The organism is Pseudomonas phoenicis, from assembly GCF_047302395.1.
In the GTDB taxonomy this organism is placed as follows: domain Bacteria; phylum Pseudomonadota; class Gammaproteobacteria; order Pseudomonadales; family Pseudomonadaceae; genus Aquipseudomonas.
This window is the reverse complement of sequence record NZ_CP154852.1, coordinates 2,710,809-2,732,583: the sequence shown is the minus strand read 5'-3', so window position 1 is coordinate 2,732,583 and position 21,775 is coordinate 2,710,809. Positions and strand designations below refer to the sequence as shown.

The window sequence follows — 21,775 nt, the reverse complement described above, 5'->3', positions numbered from 1 at the left end:
CGGATTCTAGCAAAGCTGGCCTTTCTCGCCCTGCCTCTTATAATCGCGACGCTCTATACCGGCGCTGCCAGCGGCGTCTTTTCGTTTTTTCCGCCATTGAACCGGAGAACTCATCATGCTCAAGCGCACCCTGTCGCTGGTCGCAGGCTTTGCCCTGTCCGTTTCCGCCCTGGCAAGCCATGCCGCCGAAATCTTGCGGGTCTCGGCAATTCCCGATGAGGCCCCCACCGAATTGCTACGCAAGTTCAAACCGCTGGGCGAGTACCTCGAACAGCAACTGGGCATGAAGGTGCAGTTCGTGCCGGTGGCGGACTACCCTGCCGTGGTCGAAGCACTGGCCTCGGATCGCCTGGACATGGCATGGCTGGGCGGCTTCACCTTCGTCCAGGTGCAGCAGAGAACCGGTAACGCAGTGCCTCTGGTGCAACGTGAACAGGACGCTCAGTTCACCAGCAAATTCATCACGGCCAGGGACGATGTGAAATCCCTGAGCGACCTCAAGGGCAAGACGTTCGCCTTCGGCTCGATCTCCTCGACCTCGGGCAGCCTGATGCCTCGCTATTTCATGCTCAAGGACGGCATCAAGCCAGAGTCCTTCTTCAGCCGTATCGGCTATTCCGGCGCCCATGACGCCACCGCTGCCTGGGTGCAAGCGGGTAAGGTCGATGCTGGCGTGCTCAACGCCAGCGTGTGGGACAAGCTGGTCGCTACCGGTAAGGTCGACACCACCAAAGTGAAGGTCTTCGCCACCACGCCGACCTATTTCGACTACAACTGGACGGTGCGCGGCACCCTCGATCCGGCCTTGGCGCAAAAGATCAAACAGGCGTTCCTGGCCCTCGACCCCGCCAAGCCTGAGCAAAAGGCGATACTGGACCTGCAGGCGGCGAGCCGCTTCATCGACACCAAGCCTGAAAACTACACCGGTATCGAAGAAGCCGCGCGCGCCGCCGACCTGCTGAAATGACCCTGCGTCTGGCCGGCGTCGGCCTACGCCATGGCAACGGGGTGGAGGCGCTGCGGAATCTGAACCTGACGGTGGCAGAGGGCGAGCGGGTGGCGATCATCGGCCCGTCCGGCGCCGGCAAGTCGAGCCTGCTCAATCTGCTGGCAACCGCACTGCCTCCCAGTTCGGGCGAGCTGGAGGTGCTTGGCCAGCAGCCCTGGCAATTGTCGCCCCGGGCGCGTCAGCGCTTGCGCACGCAGGTCGGGCTGATTCACCAGACACCGCCGCTGCCACCGCGCCAACGTGTGGTCACTGCCGTGCTGGCCGGCAGGCTCGGGCAATGGGGGCTCGGTAAAAGCCTGCTCAGCCTGTTGCATCCGGTGGACATCCCCGGCGCCCGTGCCGAGCTGGAAAAACTGGATATGGCCGACAAGCTGTTCGTGCGCTGTAGCCAGCTTTCGGGCGGCCAGCTGCAACGGGTCGGCATTGCCCGCGTCCTGTATCAGGCACCGCAATTGCTGCTGGCTGACGAGCCGGTCTCGGCGATGGATCCGCGCCTGGCCGAGCATACGCTGTCGCTGCTTTGTCAGGATGCCGAATCGAGGCGGATCACCCTGATCGCCAGCCTGCACGCGGTCGAACTGGCCCTGCGGCATTTTCCTCGTGTGATCGGCATCCGCGCCGGCTCGATCGCCTTCGATCTGCCCAGCGCACAGGTCGACCAGGCACAGCTCGATGCGCTGTACGCCAACGAGCAACTACAGCCGTTCCTCCCAGGCAGCAATTCAACGGCGGCCTGGATAGCTCGATGCTGAGCAGCGGAAAACGCGACCCGGCCGCCGGCCCACGTCTGCTGCTCAGCGTACTGGCCATCATCCTGCTTTGGCCCGGTATACAGCTGTCCGAGCTGGATTTGAGCGTGCTGGTACACCCAGACAGCACGCAATCGATGGGGAGTTTCCTCGAAAGCTTCTGGCCGCCGGCACGAGACGAGGATTTTCTCACGCTGCTGCTGGCTGCCACGCTGCAGACACTGGCCATCGCCACGGCGGGCATGTCATTGGCATTGCTGCTGGCGGTGCCGGCGAGCCTGCTGGCGAGTCGGGCACTCTCCTTCTCGAAGGTCGATCAAGGCCGTCCGGGCGCGCTGGGCGAGTGTGTGCGCTGGCTCGCGCGCATCGTGTTGATCCTCCTGCGTAGCGTGCCGGAGATCGTCTGGGCGCTGCTGTTCGTCCGTGCGGTCGGCCTCGGGCCTACCGCTGGCGTACTGGCCATCGCCATCACCTACGCCGGTATGCTCGGCAAGGTGTATGCGGAAATCTTCGAGTCGGTGGACCAACGCCCCAGGCAGGCGCTCGCGCAGGCTGGCGCGGGTCGCCTGGCTGCGTTCTTCTACGGCGTGCTCCCCAACGCCATCGCCGAGCTGACGTCCTATACCGTCTACCGTTGGGAATGTGCCGTACGCGCCTCAGTGGTGATGGGCTTCGTCGGCACCGGTGGGCTGGGTCAACAGCTCGACCTGTCGATGCGCATGTTTGCCGGCGCCGAAGTCGCCAGCATGCTGCTGACCTTTCTGCTTTTGGTATTGCTTGCCGACCAGCTCAGCCGCCTGCTGCGCAAGAGGCTGGCATGAGACGCATCACCTCTGTCCTGCTCATCGCGGGCATCCTGGTCTCGATCGTTGGCTCGTTCTGGTACCTGGAACTCGACCTGACCGGCCTGGCCACCTCCGCGAGCCTCGACCAGATGGCAGGCTATGCCGCTCGCTTCATGCGTCCCGACTTCAGCGCAGGGCATTTGCGGGCCATCGCAGGGGCAACGCTGGAAACCCTGGCGATGTCGGCCATGGGCACTTTGCTCGCGGCGCTGGTCGGTCTCGCCCTGGCCCTGCCTGCTGCCGGTCGAATGGGCTGGCCGCTGCAGAAACTCACGCGCCTGCTGCTCAACGCCTTACGGGCAATCCCGGAGCTGGTGTGGGCCGTGCTGATGGTGCTGGCCGCAGGCCTGGGTCCCAACGCAGGCACACTGGCGCTGGCGCTGCACACCGCAGGCGTATTGGGCCGCCTGTTTGCGGAAGCCCTGGAGAACACCCCGGAACAACCTGCCGCGGCCATCCGTTTGCAAGGCGGCAGCGCCTGGCTGGCGTTCTGCTACGGCACCCTGCCCAACCTGTGGCCGCAGCTGCTGGCGTATACCCTGTACCGCTGGGAAAACAACATCCGCATGGCTACGGTGATGGGCTTCGTGGGGGCCGGGGGGTTGGGGCAGATGCTCTACGTGAGCCTCAGCCTGTTCCAGGAGGCCCAGGCGAGCACGGTGATACTTGCCATGGTGTTGCTGGTACTAGGGGTGGATGCGTTGAGTGGGTGGCTGCGGCAGCGTTGGGGGTGAGGCAGTAAGCACGCTACGGTCAGGCAGGACGGCTGAAATCAGGGGCTTGCCACGCAGCGCCATCCAGAACCTCGACCATGACGACACCAAGGTCCGACCCTGGCTGCTTACATGCCACGCATCAGGTAAAAATGCTCAGGTCTTCCCAGGGATTTATGACTTTTACGCCTGCTGCCTCATAAGGAACGGTATCGCGTGAGGCCACGATAAAACCACGCGATGCTGCAATCGCTGCAATGTAACCATCAGGCGTTGGAAACCCTCTTCCACGGCTTCTGGCAGTGACAGCCAATCCTGCATAACAGCGTGCAGCGTCTGTATCAAAGCTTAGTACTCGCCCTTCGAATAAACTCAGAAGGCCTTCAAAAGCCTTGTCCAGCATGCTTTTACGCTTACCCGCTGGCAGCGCAGCGATTCCGAACGTCAACTCGGCAATGCTCACGCTGGAAAGGTAAAGCGTGTCTGCCGCTTGTTCGTTCAGCCAATCCAGAATTTTTGGATTTGGCGTTGGTTTCATCGCCTCGGATACGACATTGGTGTCCAGAACGATCATTCGAACCTCATCGGTTCGGCTGGGGTCGTGTCACGCACGTGGTCAAGCACTGCGAAGTCTTCATTGGTAAGGCCCACTTTCCTACCTAGCTCTGCCAAGGCATCACCCAGACGCAAACGCTGATCGGGCTTGACCGCATTAGCCAGGATTTCACGAACCTCTGCTTCTGCGCTGCGGCCATGCTGAGCGGCCCGAACACGAATGGCGCGATGCACCTCGTCGGGTACATTCCTTACTGTCAAGATTGCCATAGTCATACCTCGATTAATGCATTCAATGACTGCAAGAATAAAGAAATGCAGTCATTTTAGCAAGACAAGGATGCTATCGTTCAGCAGACGCAAAAGCCAAGAAGCCCGCAATTATGCGGGCTTCTCGACTACGTCAATAGAGTTGGAATCACTCCCACTCTATTATCAATAACCCCTTACACCCCTCAAAAATAAGGAACCAAAAGACAAACAGATACTTAAATCCATGAAAAATACCATGAGACCTCAAAATCTTCCTGCCGTGCTTGTGCCACCAGAAGGCATGACCGTCGAGGCAACGCCGATAGAAAGCTGACGCATCAGTACCGCAAGCTCATCAGCGGCACCGTCAGCGCAGACTTCGACAAGCAATTCAAGGGCATAAAATGGATCAGCCTTGAAAAGCTCTGCCATTGCCTCATCGTGACTGCGATCTTTCATCCTCTACCTCTGCGCTTGGGCGTAAGCAAACCGCGTGACCTTCACGATCCTACAGGACATTTCCTGACAATTTTCAGCGCATTTAATGCTTCGCTGAGGACATTCAACACAGACCCGTAGAATTACCCATCCTTGACTATCCACATGGATACCGCTGCGTCCAGCCAGCTACAAGAGCTGTAGCCAAGCGCTAGCCAAGCGCTGACATTGCCCACAGCCCCTCAACAACCGGCTTAGCCATGAGCACGATGCAATCGAAATCCATATTGCCCAGCCTCTCACAATGCCCCGTCAGAAAATTTGGATTCGCGAAGCGACAGATGTCCACTGAACCAACCGAAAAGTGGCATTATGATATGAGATTTTGCCTAATATGGCACGCGCGTAAGGAAACGCCATGACCTCGCTGTCGTCCTTTCCGTACGCATATTTTTCACGGATGCAGGTGCAGGAGTTCTCTAATGGCTTTCGATGCGTCACCGTCTTGGAGTGGCTTCAACTACCAAGGTAAAGTCGCTCTCTACTACGCCCTAAAGCTGATAAACGCAGAGCCCGTGGGTGCAGATCTATCGAGTTACAGTTTGATACTAGAGTCTACTGAAGACTTTGAGATCAAGCACGTCGGAGAACCAATCTCATTTCATCAAGTAAAGGCATATAACTCTAGTACTTACAGTGAGTATTCCGACGCCCTACTCGGAATAGCTTTAGAATTATATAAACAACCGGGCGCTTTCGGAAAAATTCACACTTGGAAGCCGATAAATGCCAAGCCATCCTTCCAAGACTTAAGAGCGTCCATACAGGACGATCTAAGAATCATAACAACTCAATATCAAACTAAAACCTGCAAAGACGGAAGCACCACACTCGAAAAAGCCACTTCTGATGAAAGTAAGATTTCTAAGCAAGCAGCCATTCTGAGAGCCGCTTTCAAAGGAAATACTGCAGATCAATTATATGAAATTCTAGCATCTATCTTGAGCGGCCAAAATGATGCTCTCGCTAGACTTGACTCTTACCAGTATGATGACGGCAATAAATTCTGCAGCCTAGATGACATCAACACCAAAATAAAGTCTGAGATATCTAACTCACTAGCCAGCAGAAATGGCGTCATTACGCCTGAGCATCTAGATAAAACCTTTCACTGTTTTCTTGGAATGATAGACCGACATATCATTCATCGACACAAGACCAAACAATCAAACACAAAAACTCCTATAACCTTTCAAGAAATAGTTCAAGCTCTTGAAATTGACCATGAAGATGTTGGTGAAGAATATTTAGCCTGCAAATTCAAAGAAGGCTTTGCCCATTTAATCGATGATTACATGGGCGACCCAGAGGACTACAACAACTCAAGTAAAGATGAGTACTGCAACCTAAAAGAAGCAAGAAAACTTTTTCTAGGCCTGAGCGCGACCGATCTCTGGAAACACTACCGTAGCTTCTCCCCTCAAATTTATCTCCAGCATGATAACAATACGGATAATGCTTTCTCCGCAAACCCTGAGGGCATCCGTCATGTGCTAATAAAAATTTTACACACAATCAACTTTGAGCGCGCCACTCACAACGCACCAAAGTATAAGTTCACCTATCGCACAACTACGCTACCGCATCAGCATTATCTGCCAACAACCATTACAGGAATTGCACGGCCGACCCAGATTGAGAGAAAAATTATAACCAATCCAAGTATGAGCGAGATACTTTATGAAGTTCAAAACTTAATTTACGACGGATTAGAACCCTACCCATTCTCCCCCACATTGGCAGTGCATACAGAAGCTCCGAAAGCGGAAGACTCAGATCCTCGCTCTAAAAGAGACGAAGTATTAAAACTTATAACTCTTGTCCCCATCGCTAATGCAAAGGATGCACTAAAATAATGATCACACTTATCAATAAAATCCTTTTCAGCAATGGCTACGAGCGTCTAGACATAGAACCGTCGTCTTCTAATGAAATTTTTTATGCCTTCTGTTTACCCGAAGGAAACAAGAGAGAAGAATACTTCGTAACCATTCAGCTTCAGGAGCAATCTGACACCGCAGCGCAAGAGCTACTACATGAAAAAGCGCAGATATTGTTTGAAGAAATCAGCAACTCTGGAAAAGTAGACCGCCCTTTCGAAAAAAACTGCACCTTACTTATTTGCCACGAAGAAGAAAAAATCAGTAGACAAACAATACTAGCACTTGAAGAAGACCATTACAATTTCAAGAAAAACGTCATCACATACACATCAAAGGAGCTAGAGAGCTTAGAATCCTACATCATCGAAACTGGAATAGAAAAAATAACCAACAACATCATAAGCGAGATAATAAACTCAAATACCGGAAGGAAATTTCTAACATTCAAAAACGATCATACAAACAAAAAAGACTATTACTCACTTATATTAAAAACCGCACTCAAGCTTCCCTTTATTACCTACACGCCTCAAGAACAGCAACTCACCAATCTGAATGACGAGATAGAGAAATCTCTGTCCTTATACCAATCCTCAATCTACAGCCAGTTGATGGAATACGATTCGGACTGGACCGATGAAAACATTCATCAACGAGTCGAAGAAGTGTGGGAGAAATTGGTATGATTAACCTCAACAAAATAACCCTTAAGAACTTCAAGGTATTTGGCGATGAACCATACACCATTAACTTTGAAGATAATAATCTCGTACTGCTCGATGGACCAAATGGATATGGAAAGACCTCTGTCTTCGACGCAATCGAATTAGGTCTTACAGGAAATATTACTCGACTTATTTCTCTAGATAACCGCCAAAATCCTGCTGACATAGTTGTTGCTCACAAGGGCGCATCAACCGTTGAGATCATCTTAGAGTTCAAAGATAAAGACTCTAAAATTAGAGTATTCCAGCGAAAGCTAAAAGACCGAATCCCTAACACATCGAAGAGAATATCTAGATTTGCAGAGCTTTGGGAAATAAATGAAATAATAGATGGAAAAGCTATCCCCGCGCAAAAAAATGCTCTAGAGCAATATTTTGGCAGCAAGGATTTTTCACGAGACTTTCTGCTATTTCATTATGTACAGCAGGAAGAAACCTCTAGATTCCTTAAAACGAACAACGAAACACAACGAGCTGAAGAACTTGCCCAGCTTTTCGGCAATACACGTGATGCCGATGAAAAGCTTAGTAAGCTGACGGAAATTTCTCGCAAGATAGCCACCTCGAAAAGAAGTGTTACGTCGCAGATCGAAAGCATTAAGCAAGTGTATAAAATCGATAACACCACCAACATCACAACTGGCACCACTGAGTCGCATGCCTATGTCTTTCCGTGGTTAGCCGAGGACAACAAGGAGGTCTTCTGGGATGCAGTCACGATTTCTGAGTTGAATCAGGAAAAACTCAACAGCTCCCTGGAAGAAATTAATAATGTCAAAAACCTTCTTACGCATCAGCTCTTTTTTATCAGAAACCGTCGATTTGAGAATGCTGCGCTCCAAAGAGAAGTTCTCAAGCTTTATGTTGGCTACTACAACTCAATCAACCATCATGACCTATATGTCACAAAAAATAGCTTGTATCAGTCAATACAGCAATTCCACTCGATACTGAAAAGTGGTGAACTCAAGCAAATCCGCAACACCACCAATCTCGATTCTATCTTCCAAGCGTTGGCCTATGATAGCAGTGAATCATTTAAATCTGCCATCCAAACACTCATTGAGGAAGAAGAAAAAGCGAGTGGTTTAAGCTCCATTTACTCCGAACTACTCAAACATCATGATGCCATGTCTGCGGGGCTTCAAAGCGTGCCAAACGAAGCTGCCTGCTTGCTTTGTGGTCATGACTACCAGACTCATGACTTACTAACTCAGGCAATTTCTCAGCATGGCCACCTGATTCGGTCACAACTTTCCGGGCAAGACAGGCAGTTAGTATTAGTCAGGGATAAATTCAACACAGATTTCTTGTCTCCTTTGATTCAGGCTTGCAACACCTACCTAGAACAAACTACTGCTCCTACACAAGAAGACTTACTCTCACTTTCTAAGGCGCTGGCAGCAAAAGAGCGATTTGAAAAGCTCAGCAAATGGCTGCTATCTGAAAAGATTGTGTACAACGATTTGCTTGCAACAACGTTTCCAGTAACCGGTAGAGAAGATTACATTACAGAGGCAACAGACAAATTATGTGAGCGGATACGCTCGGCAATCGGCGTAGCACCAGAAGGCTATTACGAGGCGAATGGTAGCAATATATTTGAAAGAATCTACAGAGACTACTTCAACAGTGAACAGGAAAAAATCACCCTGGTAACCGTTGCCCTGTTAGAAAAGAAAGAACAATACATCAAAACGCTCTATTTCAGCTCACTAAAAGACATCTCTGAAAAGCTCGAAAAACTAACGAAACAACATAATAACTTAGAGCGTGCGACTAACGACTTAGGCGAACTCATCACAAAAGTTCGAACTCAAATCCGACAGTATAGAAAAAAGCTCATCACCGACATCGAAATCCCTTTCTATATTTATTCCGGTAAAATTCTTCAAACGCACCAAGCTGGGCTTGGACATGGTATTTTCATCAAAGACCCTACAGGCGAGGATGAACTGAGGAACGTGCGCTTAGTTTCAAACTGGGAGAGCGATCACGACATTCTTAACACTATGAGCTCTGGCCAAATATCTGCCGTCGTCATCGCTTTAACCCTCGCATTACATAGAGTCTACTCCACAAAATTCTCAAGCATATTAATTGACGACCCAGTCCAGACTATGGATGACATAAATATGGCATCTCTGGTTGAGGTATTGCGCAATGACTTCAGCGAGAAGCAAATTGTCCTTTCCACGCACGAAGAAAAAGTTGCCAGATATTTTACTTATAAATATTTAAAGCATGGGGAAAATGTCAAAATTATAAACTTAATGCAAAGGAAAGAATATATACCAAGTAATAGATTTTTATATAGCCCAGCAAAAAACAACTGATTCTCTGTTGACAGGCTAGATTAAACATCTTATCAATACGAGCAACTAAGTACTGGATGTCGAACCTCCGTGGGCTCGACATCCAGCACCTTGGCATGGGTAGCTCAATACAATAACGCAGATAGGACCTTCGAGACTTTAAAAGCTTAGTATCAGACTGGCCAGCCTAGAATCAGCGGATGGCGCCGTCTCCATTTTTTACATAAACAATAGCGCTCATTTTTCCTCGAATACACGACTGCAATTCGCGAAACTCAATCATCATACGCTCAACCTCAACGGGGCTCGCTCCTTGACCACGTTTCTCTGCGAGCCAAAGTTTCAACAGGCCAGCCACACGCCCGAGGTCGCCATTGACCTTGGCCAGATCGGCCACGGCTTTCAGGTCAACAACCGAACGGATTGGACTGTTCAAACCGAGCGCTCGCAGGTAGCCGGAACGGGACATGCCCGCTTGCTCGGCTCGCTCTGTGATCGCCTCCTTTTCTTCATCTGTTACCCACACCTCTATCGGCTTTCCACGTCGCCGGGGCGGGACCTTTCTTTTGGTGCCATCTGTCATGGCTTGCGCTCCTGTCGTTGCGGTTCAGCTCTTAGACGCGGCAGCGGCTGTGGTCTCGCAGAGCAAGATCCGTTGAGCCGAAGGCGAATAAGGGGCGGTGTTGTATGGGCTAGGACGAAGTCCGTACCCGTACAACACACATCTTGCCGTCTGGTTGTATGCGATTAAAGGAAATTTAAGGCGAAGAATCGACCACATGCATTAATTTTCACTAAATCGCTTAAAGTTGCGCTTAATTGCCTTGAATTGCGTTTAGTTGCCTTAAGTTGCATACAATCGCGCTAAGTTTCATTAATTTTCGCTACCCAGCTATTCTGTGTTTTATTAGGCTTTCATCCGTGATAGAAAAACAGAACCAGACGGGGGATGGATGATGCGAAATGATAGTTTAAAGTCTATCAAGAGAAGAGCTGGACGTGCCGAGTTCTTGTCTGTCAGGGAGGAGCTGGAAACGAAAATACTGCATGGGTACACTCTTAAAATGATTTATACCGAATACATAGACCGGTTTAGCTTTGGATATATTCAATTCACACGATACGTCTCTCGCTACTGCAATAAGTCACGATCATTCATTTTGACAAGCGCACACTGGATACAAAAATGAAGCGAGTAGCCAAATCATTAACAGTAGCTATTTTTTTTCTTATAACCGGGCAAAACGCATTCGCTATTTACTGCGCCAACTGCTCTACATTTTATCAACAAATGTTTGAATATGCGGAGCAGGTTAACACAGCGCTGAACACAGCCGAGCAGTTACAAACGCAAATTCAGCAATATCAAAACATGGTCACCCAGGGCATCGGCTTGCCCAGCTCCATGTTTGGTAGCATCGCGGCCGACCTTAAAAGCGTGGTCAATATCTATCAACGTTCGCAGGCATTGGGCCGTCAAATTGAGAACATGGATGCACAGTTCAATACTGCGTTTCCAGGCTTCGAATCCTACCATCAACAAGCGGCAAACTCGGCAGAAACTCCGATGCGGGATCGTTATAAAGAATGGTCGGAACAAGGCCGTGACAACGCCAAAACAGCAATGGAGGCGGCGAACCTCAACACCAGCGCCTTCCAGTCGGAAGACACCCTACTCGACCGCATGGTGGCACGCTCGCAAAACGCCGCAGGACGGATGCAGGCCATTCAGGCGGGCAACGAAATAGCTTCGCAAAACGTGCAGCAACTGCAAAAACTGCGTGATCTGGTGGCCACGCAAATCAATATGCAGGGCAATTACATGGCTCAGCAAGGCGACCGGAAAGCCGCTAGCGAAGCAACCGAGCAGCAGTTTGAAGCGCGTGAAAGTAAACGCGGCGGCGTGAAGGGGTATTGAGGATGGTTATCTCGAAATGGTTCATGACCCTCATTTGCGCCGGGGCCGCAATTGTGGGCTCAGTTACCACTGTGGTCATTCAAAGCGATACCGACTGCGCTGTGACGTTTGAGCAGCAGGGGAAGCAGCATGACGCAGATGCTGCTTTTGAGGCACGTCCTAACTCTCGCGGCGGCGTTAAGAGGTACTGATTATGGAACGTCGCCTGCTGTTGTTTATTGCCCTAGCAAGCATGCTCTTAGCCGGAAATGCGGTGGCTGCAACAGACCTGTCCCATGCCGACACCTCGGTTCAAGGCCTTCTAGATCTTGTGTTGCAGCAGTCTCACCAGTGGTCAGGAAAGTTGTACGACTACGCCATAAGATTATTTTGGCTGCTCGCCACCATCCAGTTCATCTGGACGTTTATGCCTCTTGTCATGAAACAAGCTGATTTGGGCGAGATAGTCGGAGAGCTGCTGCGTTTCATCATGGTGATCGGTTTCTTCCTGGCGGTAATGACCTACTCCGTGGAGTGGTCGACAGCCATTGTTGACAGCTTCCGCGACGCGGCCGCATCGGCGAGCGGTCTTGGCCGAGCGTTAGAACCCGGCGATATGCTCGCGGTAGCCCTGGACTTCGGCCGCACTATGGTGAAAGGCATTTCAGTGTTCTCTCCGGGCAAAGGTGTTCTGATCGCAGTATGCGCGGTACTGGTCTTGGCGTGCTTCGCCTTTATCGCAGCGTTTATGTTCGTGACGCTCGTAGAGGCCTACGTAATCATCAACGCGTCAGTTCTGTTCTACGGTTTTGGCGGCTCGCAATGGACACGCGATTTCGCGATTGCGCCCATGCGGTTCACCGTGGCAATCGGCGCGAAGTTGTTTGTCTTGACTTTGATCGTCGGGCTGATCGTACAGTCGGCCAAAGAATGGTTAGCTGCCTACACCAACGACGAAGCCTCATTGATGACAATGGTCGGTTTAGCCTTAGTGTGCTGCTACCTGACGAAGACGATTCCTGACCTAATCGGCGGCATGATTAGCGGCACATCAATGGGCGGCGGCTCGGCCATTGGTGGAATGGCAGTGGCTGGTGCTGCCGGGGCGGCAGCTGCTGCAGCCACTATCGCCACGGCTGGGGCTGCCGCTCCTGCAGCTGGTGCTCTCGGTGCTTCCGGGACTGGCGTTGCCGCCGGTGCCAGTGGGGCTGGCGGCGGTCTGGCCACCTCGATCAACTCCAGCTTTGCCGGTGCGCCTGCGGCGAGCGCCTCCAGTTGCGGTGCAACCGCTGGCATCGGTGCGAACACGGGCGGACAAGCAGCAGCCAAAGGAGCAGCGGCGTCCGGTGCTCGAGTAGGTGGCAGCGCGGCCCCACAACAAATGGCGAGCAGCGCTAAGCAGGCCACCGAGCAGGCTGGAAAAAACGCCCAGGGCAGCAATGACAAAGACCAACAAGCGACACAGCAAGGGAGCGTCGTCAGTACCAGCAGCGCACTTTCCCAAGCAGCCAATGGCGGAGCAAAGGCACTCGGGGTGATGGCCTCAATGGCCGTGCCGGGCATGGAAAACGCGCACTCTTTTTCTCTTGGTGCCGGCTCTTCATCACCAGCTACTGATGACACCAGTGCAACAGCTCTATCCCAAGACAGGAATGCTTCAGAAGCAGAGTCCAACCTTATACGTCCGGACTCTGAAAGCAATTCCGCTACCAGCCAACTGGCATCTCTAAACGTGTCGGGAATGGCCTCAAGTAATGACCAGCTGGAGAAACAACCATGATCGCAATTTTGAAGTTCGCAGCATTCGCAGTGTTCGCATCGATCTCCGTAATCGGCATGTGGGCGCTTGGTCAGTGGCTACGCAAAAGAGGCTATGGGCCTCAGCTCGATACGTTGGATCGCCACTGGACTGCTTTGCAGCTTCGGTTAAGCCCACTTGCTATGTCGGCTTCCTATCGAATGTTTTGCGGAGCACAAGCCCTGAATCGTCTACCACTGCTGGGCAGCAGAAATAGCGCTGTGTTGAATCAGCAAGCTTTGGCAGCTATTCGAATTGCTCAGGAAGCCCAAAGAGGTAAGGATTCCGACAATCACTGATCACACAAAACCCCGCTTGAGTGCGGGGTTTCATTTTTCTGAACCTAGCTCTTCCCCCCATGCCCTGCTTGAGATGCCTCCAGGTGTACCTCTCATCGCGATCTAATCGCGAGACACCATCTTAGTAATACGCACGGACCTGTCTCAGCACGTCCTATCAAAAATGTTGTAAGCCTCTACACTCCACGCCGGATTCCCCATAGCACGCTGATGTGTCGGCCAGCGCCACCTGCAGCGCTGAGATAGGACGGGCCTTTCCAGCTGAGCAGCTGTTTACAGCCCCCCATTCAAAAGACCATAGGCTTCGCCATTAGTAATACGGACGGACTTTGAACACTTGGCAGGTCCGGCACCGGATTGGTCGAGGATCACCTGAGCAATCAGCGCAACAGAACGCAGTCAAAGGATAGAGCTTCGTCATTAGTAATACGCACGGACTTGTTACACCTGTCAGCCGGTACCGGATGGTTGGACGAAACCAGGGCAATCAGCGCAACAGATCGCTGCCAAAGGACAGGGCTTCGCCATTAGTAATACGCACGGACTCTGAACACTCAGCAGCAGGCGCCTTGAGGTAACCGGATATAGCTCCCACAGATACTCCCATCTGCTTAGCAATAGCACGCACGCTCAAACCCTCGCTCCTAAGGATCTGTGCCTGTGCCTGCTTAGCCTTAGCTGCGTCGAGGTAGCTTTTCCTATCCACTGCACCCGCAGCGCGCCTACGGAGCTCGTGCCGCTTCCTGTCGCGCTCTAAAGCTACCGACGTGCTAATGATCGTTTTGAGCTGCCGCTGCTCATCTGTGGATATCCCAAACAGGTTTATCAACGTGTCATTTTTGGGCGTATACAGCGGCGGGTAGTCCTTGCCTGCATAGCTGATACGCTCCCCAGCCTCGTAGGCTTTGGCCTTGCTGAACAGCGTCATCAGCTCCTTTGAACGGCTGTTCCACTGCGGATCGAGTTCGCGGGCCAGCGCTGCGGCCTCGTGGTACATCTGCTTGCTGTTGGTCGCCCCGGACAGCAGCAGAAAGTTGAGCCGCCAGAATAAGTGCTGCATCCGGCTGCCTTCTCCGACGCCGCCGCGCAGCTCGGCCAGCTTGCGCAGATCTTCGAGGCGATCCCAAGCAAGCTGTCGGCCTGAGAATCCGCGCAGGTTGTCGGCTTTGCCTCCCGGCACCAAAAGGAATGGCTTTTTCTTGGTACGGCTCTCGGCCTGTTCTTGCCGTTGCTGCTCAATAGTCCAGCGGGCCGCCGGCAGCAATGTCTCGGCCAGATACTCGAAGTTGTAGCGGACCGGCTGGCCGTCATTGCCGCTTTGGACGTGAACCACACGACAGACTTCCCCACTCTTGCTGTTGACCGTCTCCACGGTGCGCAGCACGCGACTCGCGTCCTTGGCCATTGGGTCGGCACCGACGTGTGCAAGGCGATCTACAAGGTAACGTTGGCAGGCGTTCCAGCGGGGTAAGGCTTGCCGAGGTAACGTACCCTCAAGCAGCCATTTAGCTTGTATGCCTCGGCCGCTGTAGATCAGTATCGAGGGCACGGGCAACCCCGCGTCGGCGCAAAGGAACAGCACGGAGGCGACCAGCTCGTCGGGCTTTCGACTAGCCAACGCGGGCACTCGGTAGGTATCGAGGTCAGCGAACAGAAGGCCCAGCCGCAACAGATTGACGACGCGCCGATTGGGCCGGATGAACTCAGCCTGCGAAATCCAAGTGTCAACTTTTTTGTCCAACACACCAAGCACTTTTGGCATGTCAGCCAAGCGGTGAGAGGACTGCCGCTTTCCACCACGAGAATCGACGAGCAGTGAGAAAAAACCGCTCCTAGTACTATCGTGATACATCTGCGCCTCGTCCCCAGGACTGAACAGCGCAAGCTGCGGGATAGCTCCCCGCACCGCTTAGACCGCCCTTCCCGGCCTACGCGCGGGGCCTGCCTCCTTGCATGTATCTATCCACTGTTCAACCTCAGCTAAATCCCAGACAACCTTGCGGCTACTCAACGCAATTCGGCGCGGGAACTTCCCCTTCATTTCAAAGTTATAGATCGTGCGCTCACACAGGGGAATCATCGTCAGGAGCGTCTTTTTGTCGATGAGTTTTCTATTTGATGTATGCATTGCTAGGCCCTACCAGTCACTGCGAATGAGTGCCTGATCGTGCCTTTGGGTGCCTATTGCTTCGACGGAATGATTGGCTAAAATGGTTGACATGAAAAAACAATCAACCATAGCCATTTGGGAAGGGTGTGACGGCACCGTTTCAGAGGCCATAGAACAGTTCGGTAACCGTTGGAGCGCCTACTCCACGGCCTCGAAACGTTATCCAATCGCGAGGCTGGTAGAGGAACTCATCGACCCCGCCGTCGCGGCGTACACCGAAGAAATTCCTGCGCGCTACCGAGGGCATATTCCCGGAGCCGGCACAGGCGTGGCGTTCAGTTCGATCATGAAACTGGTGGGATTTCCCGCCATGATCCGCTTGCAGCGGCAACTGCTACGTGCGTTTGTATTGACTCACGATCAACAGTCGAAGAAAGATCGCTGCTTTATTGCGACGCTCGAGACGCTGATCGAATTGGTGGTGGCATGTCAGCGCAAGAAACCGTCATCTGAAGATGTAGGCGGCTTAAACAACCAGCGCTTGAAAGGCTTTTGTAGGTTCTGTGGCAGTCAAGCCGAGCTAGCATCCTTCGCTACTGGAGAGGGTCAGCGCGACCCCGACGAACACCTACGCCTGAGCAACCTTTACTGCACAACGCATCGCCCAAAGACGCATGATGGCAGCTGGAATCCTGCGTACAGGCAAGCAAAGAGGGCCGTAGCGCAGTTTGACCTAGAACTGGCGAGATTGAGCAGACAGTGCGCTATACGAGCGAAGCCTCAGGCGAAATCAGGTGACGAGCTTGTCGACTCATATTTCTTCCAGTACATGCTCAGCCTGACGGTACAGGTAGCCGATGAAGCTGAGCTCAGAAATATCGCTCGCCTCATGGTCGACACACGGTTTTCTGACCGAAAGAAGCAGGTAGTTGTGCTCCAGAAACTCGGTTTCAACCAGTCAGAAATTGCGCGCAGACTGCAGATCGAGCGCCAGGCCGTATCGAAAGCTCTCCGCTCAATTCCTGAGACCTTTCGACTCCCATCAGCATGAATGTGCCTACCTCGTCGTTATGCACATGACCAAACGCTTGGATTCGACGAGTCTTTCGCATAGCTAGGGGCGAAACAGCTCTCACGACTGACAGCAAACGGCCAGTCTCGTAAAAATCTGCCGCTTTTTTGGGGCGCCTCTCTGATAAACCGGGATGTCTACCGGAGCGGGGGTAGTCAACTGACGGAGGCTGCCTACGAAACCGGGGCTCTCTCCACCCTCTGTAGCCATAATCTATCGATACATTTCTCAAGCCGTAGTTTTTTTACGGCAGCGTCCAAAGCTGGTAAGCTCACTATATTAACCTGAAGGGGTTACCCCGATGCTACGCAAATTTTCAGTGAAAAACTTCCGAAACTTTACAGATTGGCTGTGTTTTGATCTTACTAGCCAGCAATACGAATTTAATGAAATTGCAGTTAGCAAAGGCATCGTAAGACATGCAATGATTTATGGTCCTAACGGTGGAGGAAAGTCAAATCTTGGCCTCGCAATGGTGGACCCGGTTTTGCACTTGGTTGATTCTCCTAGCTACTTCCCCTCACTGAACAACAACTATCTCAATGGACGCTCAAGCGCTCAAATTGCAGAATTTATTTTTGAGTTCCGTATTGGCGATGCTGAGATTGTATATAAGTACGGAAAGAAAGCTTGGGACAAGCTCGTCTACGAGCACTTGACTATAAATGAAATTAACGTCCTTTATGTTGATCGCCGAAAATCAACGCTAGCAAGTATCGCGCTAAACGGAGCAGAAACTCTTAAAAATGATGTAGGTGACTCCTGGATTTCTCTACTTAAATATGTGAAAAGTAATGCCATACTGGATGACACAGCCATAAATAAAACTTTCTTAGCACTGCTTGAATTTATTGAGGGAATGGTTTTCTTTAGATCATTAAATGCAACCAATAAAGGAGAGTATGTTGGCAAGGACATTGGTGTAAAGCAGTTATCGCAAAGCATCATTGAAAGTAACTCTATTGAGGATTTCGAGAGATTTCTTAACGATGCCGGTATAGAGTGCTCTTTAGTCGTAGATATCAACCCAAATGCCAGCGGCAATAAGTCTATATACTTTAACTTTGGCGAAATAAAACTCGAATTTGGCACGGCGGCCTCCACAGGAACACTATCTCTTGGAATATTTTATTTTTGGTGGCTCCGCCTAAATAAAGGAGAAGTGAAATTTGCATATATCGATGAATTTGATGCTTTTTATCATCACGCATTAGCTTCAACAATTGTTGAAAAGATAACTACGTCGCAAGCTCAAACCATAATGACCACTCATAACACTGGAGTTATGAGTAACGATCTTTTGCGGCCTGACTGCTACTTTGTGTTGGACAAAAAGATTTCACCACTCACCGCGCTGACAGACAAGGAACTTCGTAAGGCTCATAACCTAGAAAAAATTTATAAGGGACTTTCCAGTTGATGGAGCGTACAGTATTTGTCTTCGAGGGAGAAAAAGCCGAAAGGAATTATTTTAAAAGTCTAGAGCGAGCCTTTTTCTCCGATGAAGAAGGCAGGCTATTGGTGACTTTTCAGAATGATCTCTACGAACTCTATACGCAAATTTCGGCCGATGAAGATCTAGATGTTTTCGAACTAATTAAAGAGCTGAACCCAATTGCCAGCAAAGACGAAGACCTAAAAAACCTAAGGCGCGATCAAGTTGGGCAAATTTATCTTTTCTTTGACCTCGAGCCAAATGACCAGAATTTTTCGGGCAGGATTCTACTTGACATGCTGCGACGCTTTAATAATGAAACGGAGCATGGAAAACTATTTATAAGTTACCCCATGATTGAGGCGATCCGAGATATTAATGATATTGATGAATACTTAGAAAGAGTTATACATCTGTCTGACTGCCGGGGCGCAGTCTATAAAAAACTTTCTGCTCAGCGCGGAAACCACATCTACCAAGACGCGAAGAAAATTGATATACAAGGATGGCGATTCCTAATAGAGGCTAATGTCAGAAAAGCCAACTTGTTAATTTCCGGGAACAACAACCTGAATATTGTTAACAATCAGTCAGCTATTGCGGAGGCACAACTAAAAAATGGGGCACTTCGAGATCCATTATCAGTACTAAGTGCTTTCCCTATTTTTCTCGCCGATTATTTTGGGCTTGATGTTTTTCAGAAATAGACAGCAGGCTTTAGAATTTATTAAAGCGCAATCATCGCTCATCGCTCCACGAATCATCGTCTGCCGATTAAAAACTCTCAAAACTTATGACTTTCCCTCCTGGCCGAATGTTGTTATTTCATAATATTGGACCTAATGACAGATGAGCCCATCCATCTTGCAAATCTTGGCACTGACTCATCGAGACATCATTTCATGGGGTAAGTTTTTGCATCGCACTTCCTTCGCATGCGGAGGAACCTAAGGTTGGAGTCGGCCGGTAAATATTTGCGAACGATCCATTAGAACTAATCGCCCTTTTTTTGCGTTTGGATAAGATAAGCCAGGTCGTGGTGCTTCTCGAATTCTTTTATTGCAAATCGTCTCTTTGCGAATTCAAGCGCCATTCCGCTTACCTCTAAAAGGGCTGCGGAGGTTAATCCTATAAGGGGCCCGCCGGCGAGCCCAGCGGCGATCCCCATAGCCGCAGCACTATGCACACTCTTGGCTTCGATCAAGGCTGAAATACTACCAGTTATAGATTCAAAGCCCATTCGTTTACGAGTAGAGCTGTATTCGTCGAGGCGGCGCGCAAGATCGTCAGCGATAAATGCGGAGGGTTTACCATTGTAAGTAGAATAGAAGAAGAGTCGAAGGTTTCTCAGTGCCGCGCGTGCTTCTGGATCTTTTCTCAACTCTAGAACTTGCTCCCACGAAATACGAGCCGTATCCACGAGCGGAATGTTTGACAGCACTAAACAAGCATATGCATTTTGCCCATGAGCTTCAGTGCTGTCAGGCACTAGAACCGTTGAATATTGCTTTCCAAGCGTTTCTGCCAGCTTAACGAACTCGGATCGAACGCTAGAGTTGGAACCTATTACAGAGTCTTGCAGATAGGCTGCCCTCACATTGGCGTAACTGGCATCCGAGGGCCCCACCAAAGCGGGACGAATTGCTTTCTGAAAAGCTGTCCAAGTATCGATGTATCGCCCAAGCAGCGTCCATTTTTCACGGTTACTTACAGGCGTCACACCGAATACGAGATGCACAAGAGCATCCCCTGGTATTTCCTCCGGAAGCCTCAACATGACGTCAAGCCCTTCGCCGCGCCCATGCAGGGAATGGAAGGCGACAGGTATAACGCTATCAAAGTACAAAGCCGCAGACTTTATGTTTTCAAAGCAGATAGCGTTTTGGGTCGTCGGGTACATCACTTGAACTCTAAAGTATGGATAAAAGAGAGGTAGAAGCTCTTATTGTGAATATCAAACGGCAAGGAGAGGAAACGCATAACTTTCTCCACCGTTACGAAGTCACAAAAAGCCTGTCCATGGTATTCTTTTGGCCGCTAGCTAGCGATCAGTCGTAAAATACTGTCCGCCCTCAACCATGCATGTGGTTCGTCCAGTATCGATGAAACCTGCCGACCAAGTGCATGACGACCTTCCCTCAAGCGATTCGCTTATATGAGGGGTGACCACGAAAGCTATTCATTTTTTTTCCGAGGTTTCTTGAGCGTCCACTCGTCAATCATATCTGCCCAATCCTGCAACATCGCTCGACGCTGATCACGGTACTCGGCCTTGTTGTAAACGGCGCGCACGCCTTTCTGCTCGTGCGCGAGGCACTTCTCGATCCAATCGGAGTTGTAGCCCGCCTCATGCAACAGCGTGCTAGCCGTGCGGCGTAGGTCGTGGGGACCGAATTTACCTAGCGGCACCCCCTCCTTTTGGGCAAGGCGATAGGTGAGTGTCAGTACCTGGTTGATCGTGGCGGCACTCATTGGCAAATCGGAGTCGTAGCGTGACGGCAGGATGTAATCAGAACCTCCGGCCAAAGTTTTCAACGCAATGAAGAAATCCAATGCCTGCCGGGACAGAAACACCAAATGAGGGTTTCGGCGCTTCATCCGCTCTTTGGGGATCGTCCATAGCGCCTCGCTGAAATTGATTTCACTCCACGTCGCATTGGTCAGCTCGCTTTTGCGCACCATCGTCAGCAGCAGGAGTTTGGCTGCGGCACGAACCGACGTCGCTGTTCCGATCCGATCCATGTACTGGTACATCAGCGCAATTTCATCAGGCGTCAGCGCCCGATCACGTGGCTCAAATTTGGCGATGCTGGCAGACCTCACTAGATCCGCTGGGTTTTCAACCTTCTGGCCACGCTCAATGGCCCAGCGATAGACCTGTAGCACGATCTCACGGGAGTGGACAGCAGTTGCAGGCGCCCCCCGCTCCACTATCGCATCAGTCAGCGCCCGCAGATCCTCATGAGTGATTTCAGCGAGCTTCTGATTGCCAAACTTCGGCTTCAATTCGCGCTCATAGACTGACCGGCGCATATCTCGTGTCGAGTCCGCCATCTGATAGCCGCGCAGCCATTTTTCAGCCCAATCATCAAAGGTCTCTGCGCCCTTGGTACGAGCCTTCGCACGCGCCTTTTCCTTAGCAGGGGACTTACCAGCGGCGATCATCTTCTTCGCCTCCCCTAGCCGCTCACGTGCCTCTGCCAGGGTGATCCCGCCCAAGCCATAACGACCGAAGGTGATGGTCTCCTGCCGGCCATTGATGGAGTAGTTGTAGCGGAAGGAGATTGAGCCGGCCGGTGTGACCGCCACGTACAAGCCATCGCGGTCAATCACCTTGTAGAGCTTGTCTTGCGGCTTGAGGTTTCGAAGCTTGGTATCAGTAAGCATGGCTTCCATTTATTCCATGAAAAAAATACCATGCTCTGAAAAGCGCGGGAGAATGGGGCTTAACCCCAGTAAAACCGGGCCTCTTGGCTATCCCGATACCATGACCATCCTGAAACAAGGGACATGGTATCAAGCGTCATGCATGGCATCGGATGCAGTTGGTACCCCGTACCATGCCATAAAAAAACCATGCTTGGCGATGCAAAACGCTGCCTGAACTTGCCAGACCCAAA

General features: G+C 51.2%; 22 protein-coding genes. 14 read left to right on the top strand and 8 right to left on the bottom strand.

Annotated elements, in window-relative coordinates:
* Positions 1 to 115 precede the first annotated feature (115 nt).
* Genes AA0Z93_RS12280 through phnE (AA0Z93_RS12265) form a run of 4 tightly spaced genes read left to right on the top strand, consistent with a single transcriptional unit; the run spans position 116 to position 3,337 of the window.
* Positions 116 to 967 carry a putative selenate ABC transporter substrate-binding protein gene (locus AA0Z93_RS12280; protein ID WP_413048686.1) on the top strand — a complete coding sequence of 284 codons (852 nt, stop codon included), beginning with the start codon at positions 116 to 118 and terminating at the stop codon, positions 965 to 967.
* Positions 964 to 1,761: a phosphonate ABC transporter ATP-binding protein gene (locus AA0Z93_RS12275; RefSeq protein WP_413048687.1), complete on the top strand. Its 798-nt coding sequence runs from the start codon at positions 964 to 966 to the stop codon at positions 1,759 to 1,761. Before AA0Z93_RS12280 ends, AA0Z93_RS12275 begins: the two co-directional genes overlap by 4 nt.
* Entirely contained in the window at positions 1,755 to 2,579 is an 825-nt protein-coding gene (phnE, locus tag AA0Z93_RS12270; protein ID WP_413048688.1) for a phosphonate ABC transporter, permease protein PhnE, read from the top strand. Before AA0Z93_RS12275 ends, phnE (AA0Z93_RS12270) begins: the two co-directional genes overlap by 7 nt.
* Positions 2,576 to 3,337 carry a phosphonate ABC transporter, permease protein PhnE gene (phnE, locus tag AA0Z93_RS12265; RefSeq protein WP_413048689.1) on the top strand — a complete coding sequence of 254 codons (762 nt, stop codon included), beginning with the start codon at positions 2,576 to 2,578 and terminating at the stop codon, positions 3,335 to 3,337. The genes phnE (AA0Z93_RS12270) and phnE (AA0Z93_RS12265) overlap by 4 nt, the downstream gene beginning before the upstream one ends.
* A gap of 121 nt (positions 3,338 to 3,458) precedes the next feature.
* Here the strand turns inward: phnE (AA0Z93_RS12265) and AA0Z93_RS12260 are convergent, their stop codons facing one another.
* The 3 genes from AA0Z93_RS12260 to AA0Z93_RS12250 form a co-directional block, all read right to left on the bottom strand.
* On the bottom strand, positions 3,459 to 3,890 hold the full coding sequence (locus tag AA0Z93_RS12260) for a type II toxin-antitoxin system VapC family toxin (protein ID WP_413048690.1): 432 nt from the start codon (positions 3,888 to 3,890) through the stop codon (positions 3,459 to 3,461).
* A complete protein-coding gene (locus AA0Z93_RS12255; protein WP_413048691.1) occupies positions 3,887 to 4,141 on the bottom strand; it encodes a FitA-like ribbon-helix-helix domain-containing protein in 255 nt (84 codons plus the stop codon). Before AA0Z93_RS12255 ends, AA0Z93_RS12260 begins: the two co-directional genes overlap by 4 nt.
* A gap of 246 nt (positions 4,142 to 4,387) precedes the next feature.
* Positions 4,388 to 4,582 (bottom strand): hypothetical protein, encoded by a 195-nt coding sequence (locus AA0Z93_RS12250; protein WP_413048692.1) that lies wholly within the window; start codon positions 4,580 to 4,582, stop codon positions 4,388 to 4,390.
* A 461-nt stretch (positions 4,583 to 5,043) separates the two neighbouring features.
* Here AA0Z93_RS12250 and AA0Z93_RS12245 point away from each other — a divergent pair, with 461 nt between their 5' ends.
* From AA0Z93_RS12245 to AA0Z93_RS12235, 3 genes are read left to right on the top strand one after another with little or no spacing between them, the layout of a single operon-like run.
* The gene (locus tag AA0Z93_RS12245) at positions 5,044 to 6,477 is read left to right on the top strand and encodes an ABC-three component system protein (RefSeq protein ID WP_413048693.1); all 1,434 of its coding nucleotides are present in this window, start codon (positions 5,044 to 5,046) and stop codon (positions 6,475 to 6,477) included.
* Entirely contained in the window at positions 6,477 to 7,190 is a 714-nt protein-coding gene (locus tag AA0Z93_RS12240) for an ABC-three component system middle component 1 (protein WP_413048694.1), read from the top strand. The genes AA0Z93_RS12245 and AA0Z93_RS12240 overlap by 1 nt, the downstream gene beginning before the upstream one ends.
* Positions 7,187 to 9,565 (top strand): AAA family ATPase, encoded by a 2,379-nt coding sequence (locus AA0Z93_RS12235; protein ID WP_413048695.1) that lies wholly within the window; start codon positions 7,187 to 7,189, stop codon positions 9,563 to 9,565. The genes AA0Z93_RS12240 and AA0Z93_RS12235 overlap by 4 nt, the downstream gene beginning before the upstream one ends.
* A 172-nt stretch (positions 9,566 to 9,737) precedes the next feature.
* Here AA0Z93_RS12235 and AA0Z93_RS12230 read toward each other — a convergent pair whose 3' ends face one another.
* On the bottom strand, positions 9,738 to 10,127 hold the full coding sequence (locus tag AA0Z93_RS12230) for a plasmid mobilization protein (RefSeq protein WP_413048696.1): 390 nt from the start codon (positions 10,125 to 10,127) through the stop codon (positions 9,738 to 9,740).
* A 370-nt stretch (positions 10,128 to 10,497) separates the two neighbouring features.
* Here AA0Z93_RS12230 and AA0Z93_RS12225 point away from each other — a divergent pair, with 370 nt between their 5' ends.
* The 4 genes from AA0Z93_RS12225 (at position 10,498) to AA0Z93_RS12210 (ending at position 13,538) form a co-directional block, all read left to right on the top strand.
* Positions 10,498 to 10,734, top strand: a complete 237-nt coding sequence (locus AA0Z93_RS12225) for a TraK family protein (RefSeq protein ID WP_413398524.1) — start codon at positions 10,498 to 10,500, stop codon at positions 10,732 to 10,734.
* On the top strand, positions 10,731 to 11,462 hold the full coding sequence (gene trbJ, locus AA0Z93_RS12220; RefSeq protein WP_413048698.1) for a P-type conjugative transfer protein TrbJ: 732 nt from the start codon (positions 10,731 to 10,733) through the stop codon (positions 11,460 to 11,462). The genes AA0Z93_RS12225 and trbJ overlap by 4 nt, the downstream gene beginning before the upstream one ends.
* 193 nt (positions 11,463 to 11,655) lie before the next feature.
* On the top strand, positions 11,656 to 13,221 hold the full coding sequence (gene trbL, locus AA0Z93_RS12215; protein ID WP_413048699.1) for a P-type conjugative transfer protein TrbL: 1,566 nt from the start codon (positions 11,656 to 11,658) through the stop codon (positions 13,219 to 13,221).
* Positions 13,218 to 13,538, top strand: coding sequence for a hypothetical protein (locus AA0Z93_RS12210; RefSeq protein ID WP_413048700.1), 321 nt, complete (start codon positions 13,218 to 13,220; stop codon positions 13,536 to 13,538). The genes trbL and AA0Z93_RS12210 overlap by 4 nt, the downstream gene beginning before the upstream one ends.
* 487 nt (positions 13,539 to 14,025) lie before the next feature.
* Here the strand turns inward: AA0Z93_RS12210 and AA0Z93_RS12205 are convergent, their stop codons facing one another.
* A complete protein-coding gene (locus AA0Z93_RS12205; protein ID WP_413048701.1) occupies positions 14,026 to 15,390 on the bottom strand; it encodes a replication protein in 1,365 nt (454 codons plus the stop codon).
* 57 nt (positions 15,391 to 15,447) lie between these two features.
* Positions 15,448 to 15,666: a helix-turn-helix transcriptional regulator gene (locus tag AA0Z93_RS12200; protein ID WP_200978176.1), complete on the bottom strand. Its 219-nt coding sequence runs from the start codon at positions 15,664 to 15,666 to the stop codon at positions 15,448 to 15,450.
* A 91-nt stretch (positions 15,667 to 15,757) separates the two neighbouring features.
* On the opposite strand from AA0Z93_RS12200, the gene AA0Z93_RS12195 reads away from it, so the two are divergent.
* The 3 genes from AA0Z93_RS12195 to AA0Z93_RS12185 all read left to right on the top strand — a co-directional run bounded on the left by AA0Z93_RS12195 (position 15,758) and on the right by AA0Z93_RS12185 (position 18,862).
* The gene (locus AA0Z93_RS12195; protein ID WP_413048702.1) at positions 15,758 to 16,699 is read left to right on the top strand and encodes a LuxR family transcriptional regulator; all 942 of its coding nucleotides are present in this window, start codon (positions 15,758 to 15,760) and stop codon (positions 16,697 to 16,699) included.
* A 322-nt stretch (positions 16,700 to 17,021) separates the two neighbouring features.
* On the top strand, positions 17,022 to 18,140 hold the full coding sequence (locus AA0Z93_RS12190; protein ID WP_413048703.1) for an AAA family ATPase: 1,119 nt from the start codon (positions 17,022 to 17,024) through the stop codon (positions 18,138 to 18,140).
* Positions 18,140 to 18,862, top strand: a complete 723-nt coding sequence (locus AA0Z93_RS12185) for a hypothetical protein (protein WP_413048704.1) — start codon at positions 18,140 to 18,142, stop codon at positions 18,860 to 18,862. The genes AA0Z93_RS12190 and AA0Z93_RS12185 overlap by 1 nt, the downstream gene beginning before the upstream one ends.
* A gap of 287 nt (positions 18,863 to 19,149) precedes the next feature.
* On the opposite strand, the gene AA0Z93_RS12180 is transcribed toward AA0Z93_RS12185, so the two are convergent.
* Both AA0Z93_RS12180 and AA0Z93_RS12175 read right to left on the bottom strand, forming a co-directional pair.
* Positions 19,150 to 20,055, bottom strand: a complete 906-nt coding sequence (locus tag AA0Z93_RS12180; RefSeq protein ID WP_413048705.1) for a hypothetical protein — start codon at positions 20,053 to 20,055, stop codon at positions 19,150 to 19,152.
* A gap of 275 nt (positions 20,056 to 20,330) precedes the next feature.
* Positions 20,331 to 21,542 (bottom strand): tyrosine-type recombinase/integrase, encoded by a 1,212-nt coding sequence (locus AA0Z93_RS12175; protein WP_413049018.1) that lies wholly within the window; start codon positions 21,540 to 21,542, stop codon positions 20,331 to 20,333.
* Positions 21,543 to 21,775: the final 233 nt, after the last annotated feature.

Bases quoted from the DNA above. Each gene is read 5' to 3' on its own strand.
- AA0Z93_RS12280 (WP_413048686.1), top strand. From the start codon at position 116: ATGCTCAAGCGCACCCTGTCGCTGGTCGCAGGCTTTGCCCTGTCCGTT.
- AA0Z93_RS12275 (WP_413048687.1), top strand. From the start codon at position 964: ATGACCCTGCGTCTGGCCGGCGTCGGCCTACGCCATGGCAACGGGGTG.
- phnE (WP_413048688.1), top strand. From the start codon at position 1,755: ATGCTGAGCAGCGGAAAACGCGACCCGGCCGCCGGCCCACGTCTGCTG.
- phnE (WP_413048689.1), top strand. From the start codon at position 2,576: ATGAGACGCATCACCTCTGTCCTGCTCATCGCGGGCATCCTGGTCTCG.
- AA0Z93_RS12260 (WP_413048690.1), bottom strand. From the start codon at position 3,890: ATGATCGTTCTGGACACCAATGTCGTATCCGAGGCGATGAAACCAACG.
- AA0Z93_RS12255 (WP_413048691.1), bottom strand. From the start codon at position 4,141: ATGGCAATCTTGACAGTAAGGAATGTACCCGACGAGGTGCATCGCGCC.
- AA0Z93_RS12250 (WP_413048692.1), bottom strand. From the start codon at position 4,582: ATGAAAGATCGCAGTCACGATGAGGCAATGGCAGAGCTTTTCAAGGCT.
- AA0Z93_RS12245 (WP_413048693.1), top strand. From the start codon at position 5,044: ATGGCTTTCGATGCGTCACCGTCTTGGAGTGGCTTCAACTACCAAGGT.
- AA0Z93_RS12240 (WP_413048694.1), top strand. From the start codon at position 6,477: ATGATCACACTTATCAATAAAATCCTTTTCAGCAATGGCTACGAGCGT.
- AA0Z93_RS12235 (WP_413048695.1), top strand. From the start codon at position 7,187: ATGATTAACCTCAACAAAATAACCCTTAAGAACTTCAAGGTATTTGGC.
- AA0Z93_RS12230 (WP_413048696.1), bottom strand. From the start codon at position 10,127: ATGACAGATGGCACCAAAAGAAAGGTCCCGCCCCGGCGACGTGGAAAG.
- AA0Z93_RS12225 (WP_413398524.1), top strand. From the start codon at position 10,498: ATGATGCGAAATGATAGTTTAAAGTCTATCAAGAGAAGAGCTGGACGT.
- trbJ (WP_413048698.1), top strand. From the start codon at position 10,731: ATGAAGCGAGTAGCCAAATCATTAACAGTAGCTATTTTTTTTCTTATA.
- trbL (WP_413048699.1), top strand. From the start codon at position 11,656: ATGGAACGTCGCCTGCTGTTGTTTATTGCCCTAGCAAGCATGCTCTTA.
- AA0Z93_RS12210 (WP_413048700.1), top strand. From the start codon at position 13,218: ATGATCGCAATTTTGAAGTTCGCAGCATTCGCAGTGTTCGCATCGATC.
- AA0Z93_RS12205 (WP_413048701.1), bottom strand. From the start codon at position 15,390: ATGTATCACGATAGTACTAGGAGCGGTTTTTTCTCACTGCTCGTCGAT.
- AA0Z93_RS12200 (WP_200978176.1), bottom strand. From the start codon at position 15,666: ATGCATACATCAAATAGAAAACTCATCGACAAAAAGACGCTCCTGACG.
- AA0Z93_RS12195 (WP_413048702.1), top strand. From the start codon at position 15,758: ATGAAAAAACAATCAACCATAGCCATTTGGGAAGGGTGTGACGGCACC.
- AA0Z93_RS12190 (WP_413048703.1), top strand. From the start codon at position 17,022: ATGCTACGCAAATTTTCAGTGAAAAACTTCCGAAACTTTACAGATTGG.
- AA0Z93_RS12185 (WP_413048704.1), top strand. From the start codon at position 18,140: ATGGAGCGTACAGTATTTGTCTTCGAGGGAGAAAAAGCCGAAAGGAAT.
- AA0Z93_RS12180 (WP_413048705.1), bottom strand. From the start codon at position 20,055: ATGTACCCGACGACCCAAAACGCTATCTGCTTTGAAAACATAAAGTCT.
- AA0Z93_RS12175 (WP_413049018.1), bottom strand. From the start codon at position 21,542: ATGCTTACTGATACCAAGCTTCGAAACCTCAAGCCGCAAGACAAGCTC.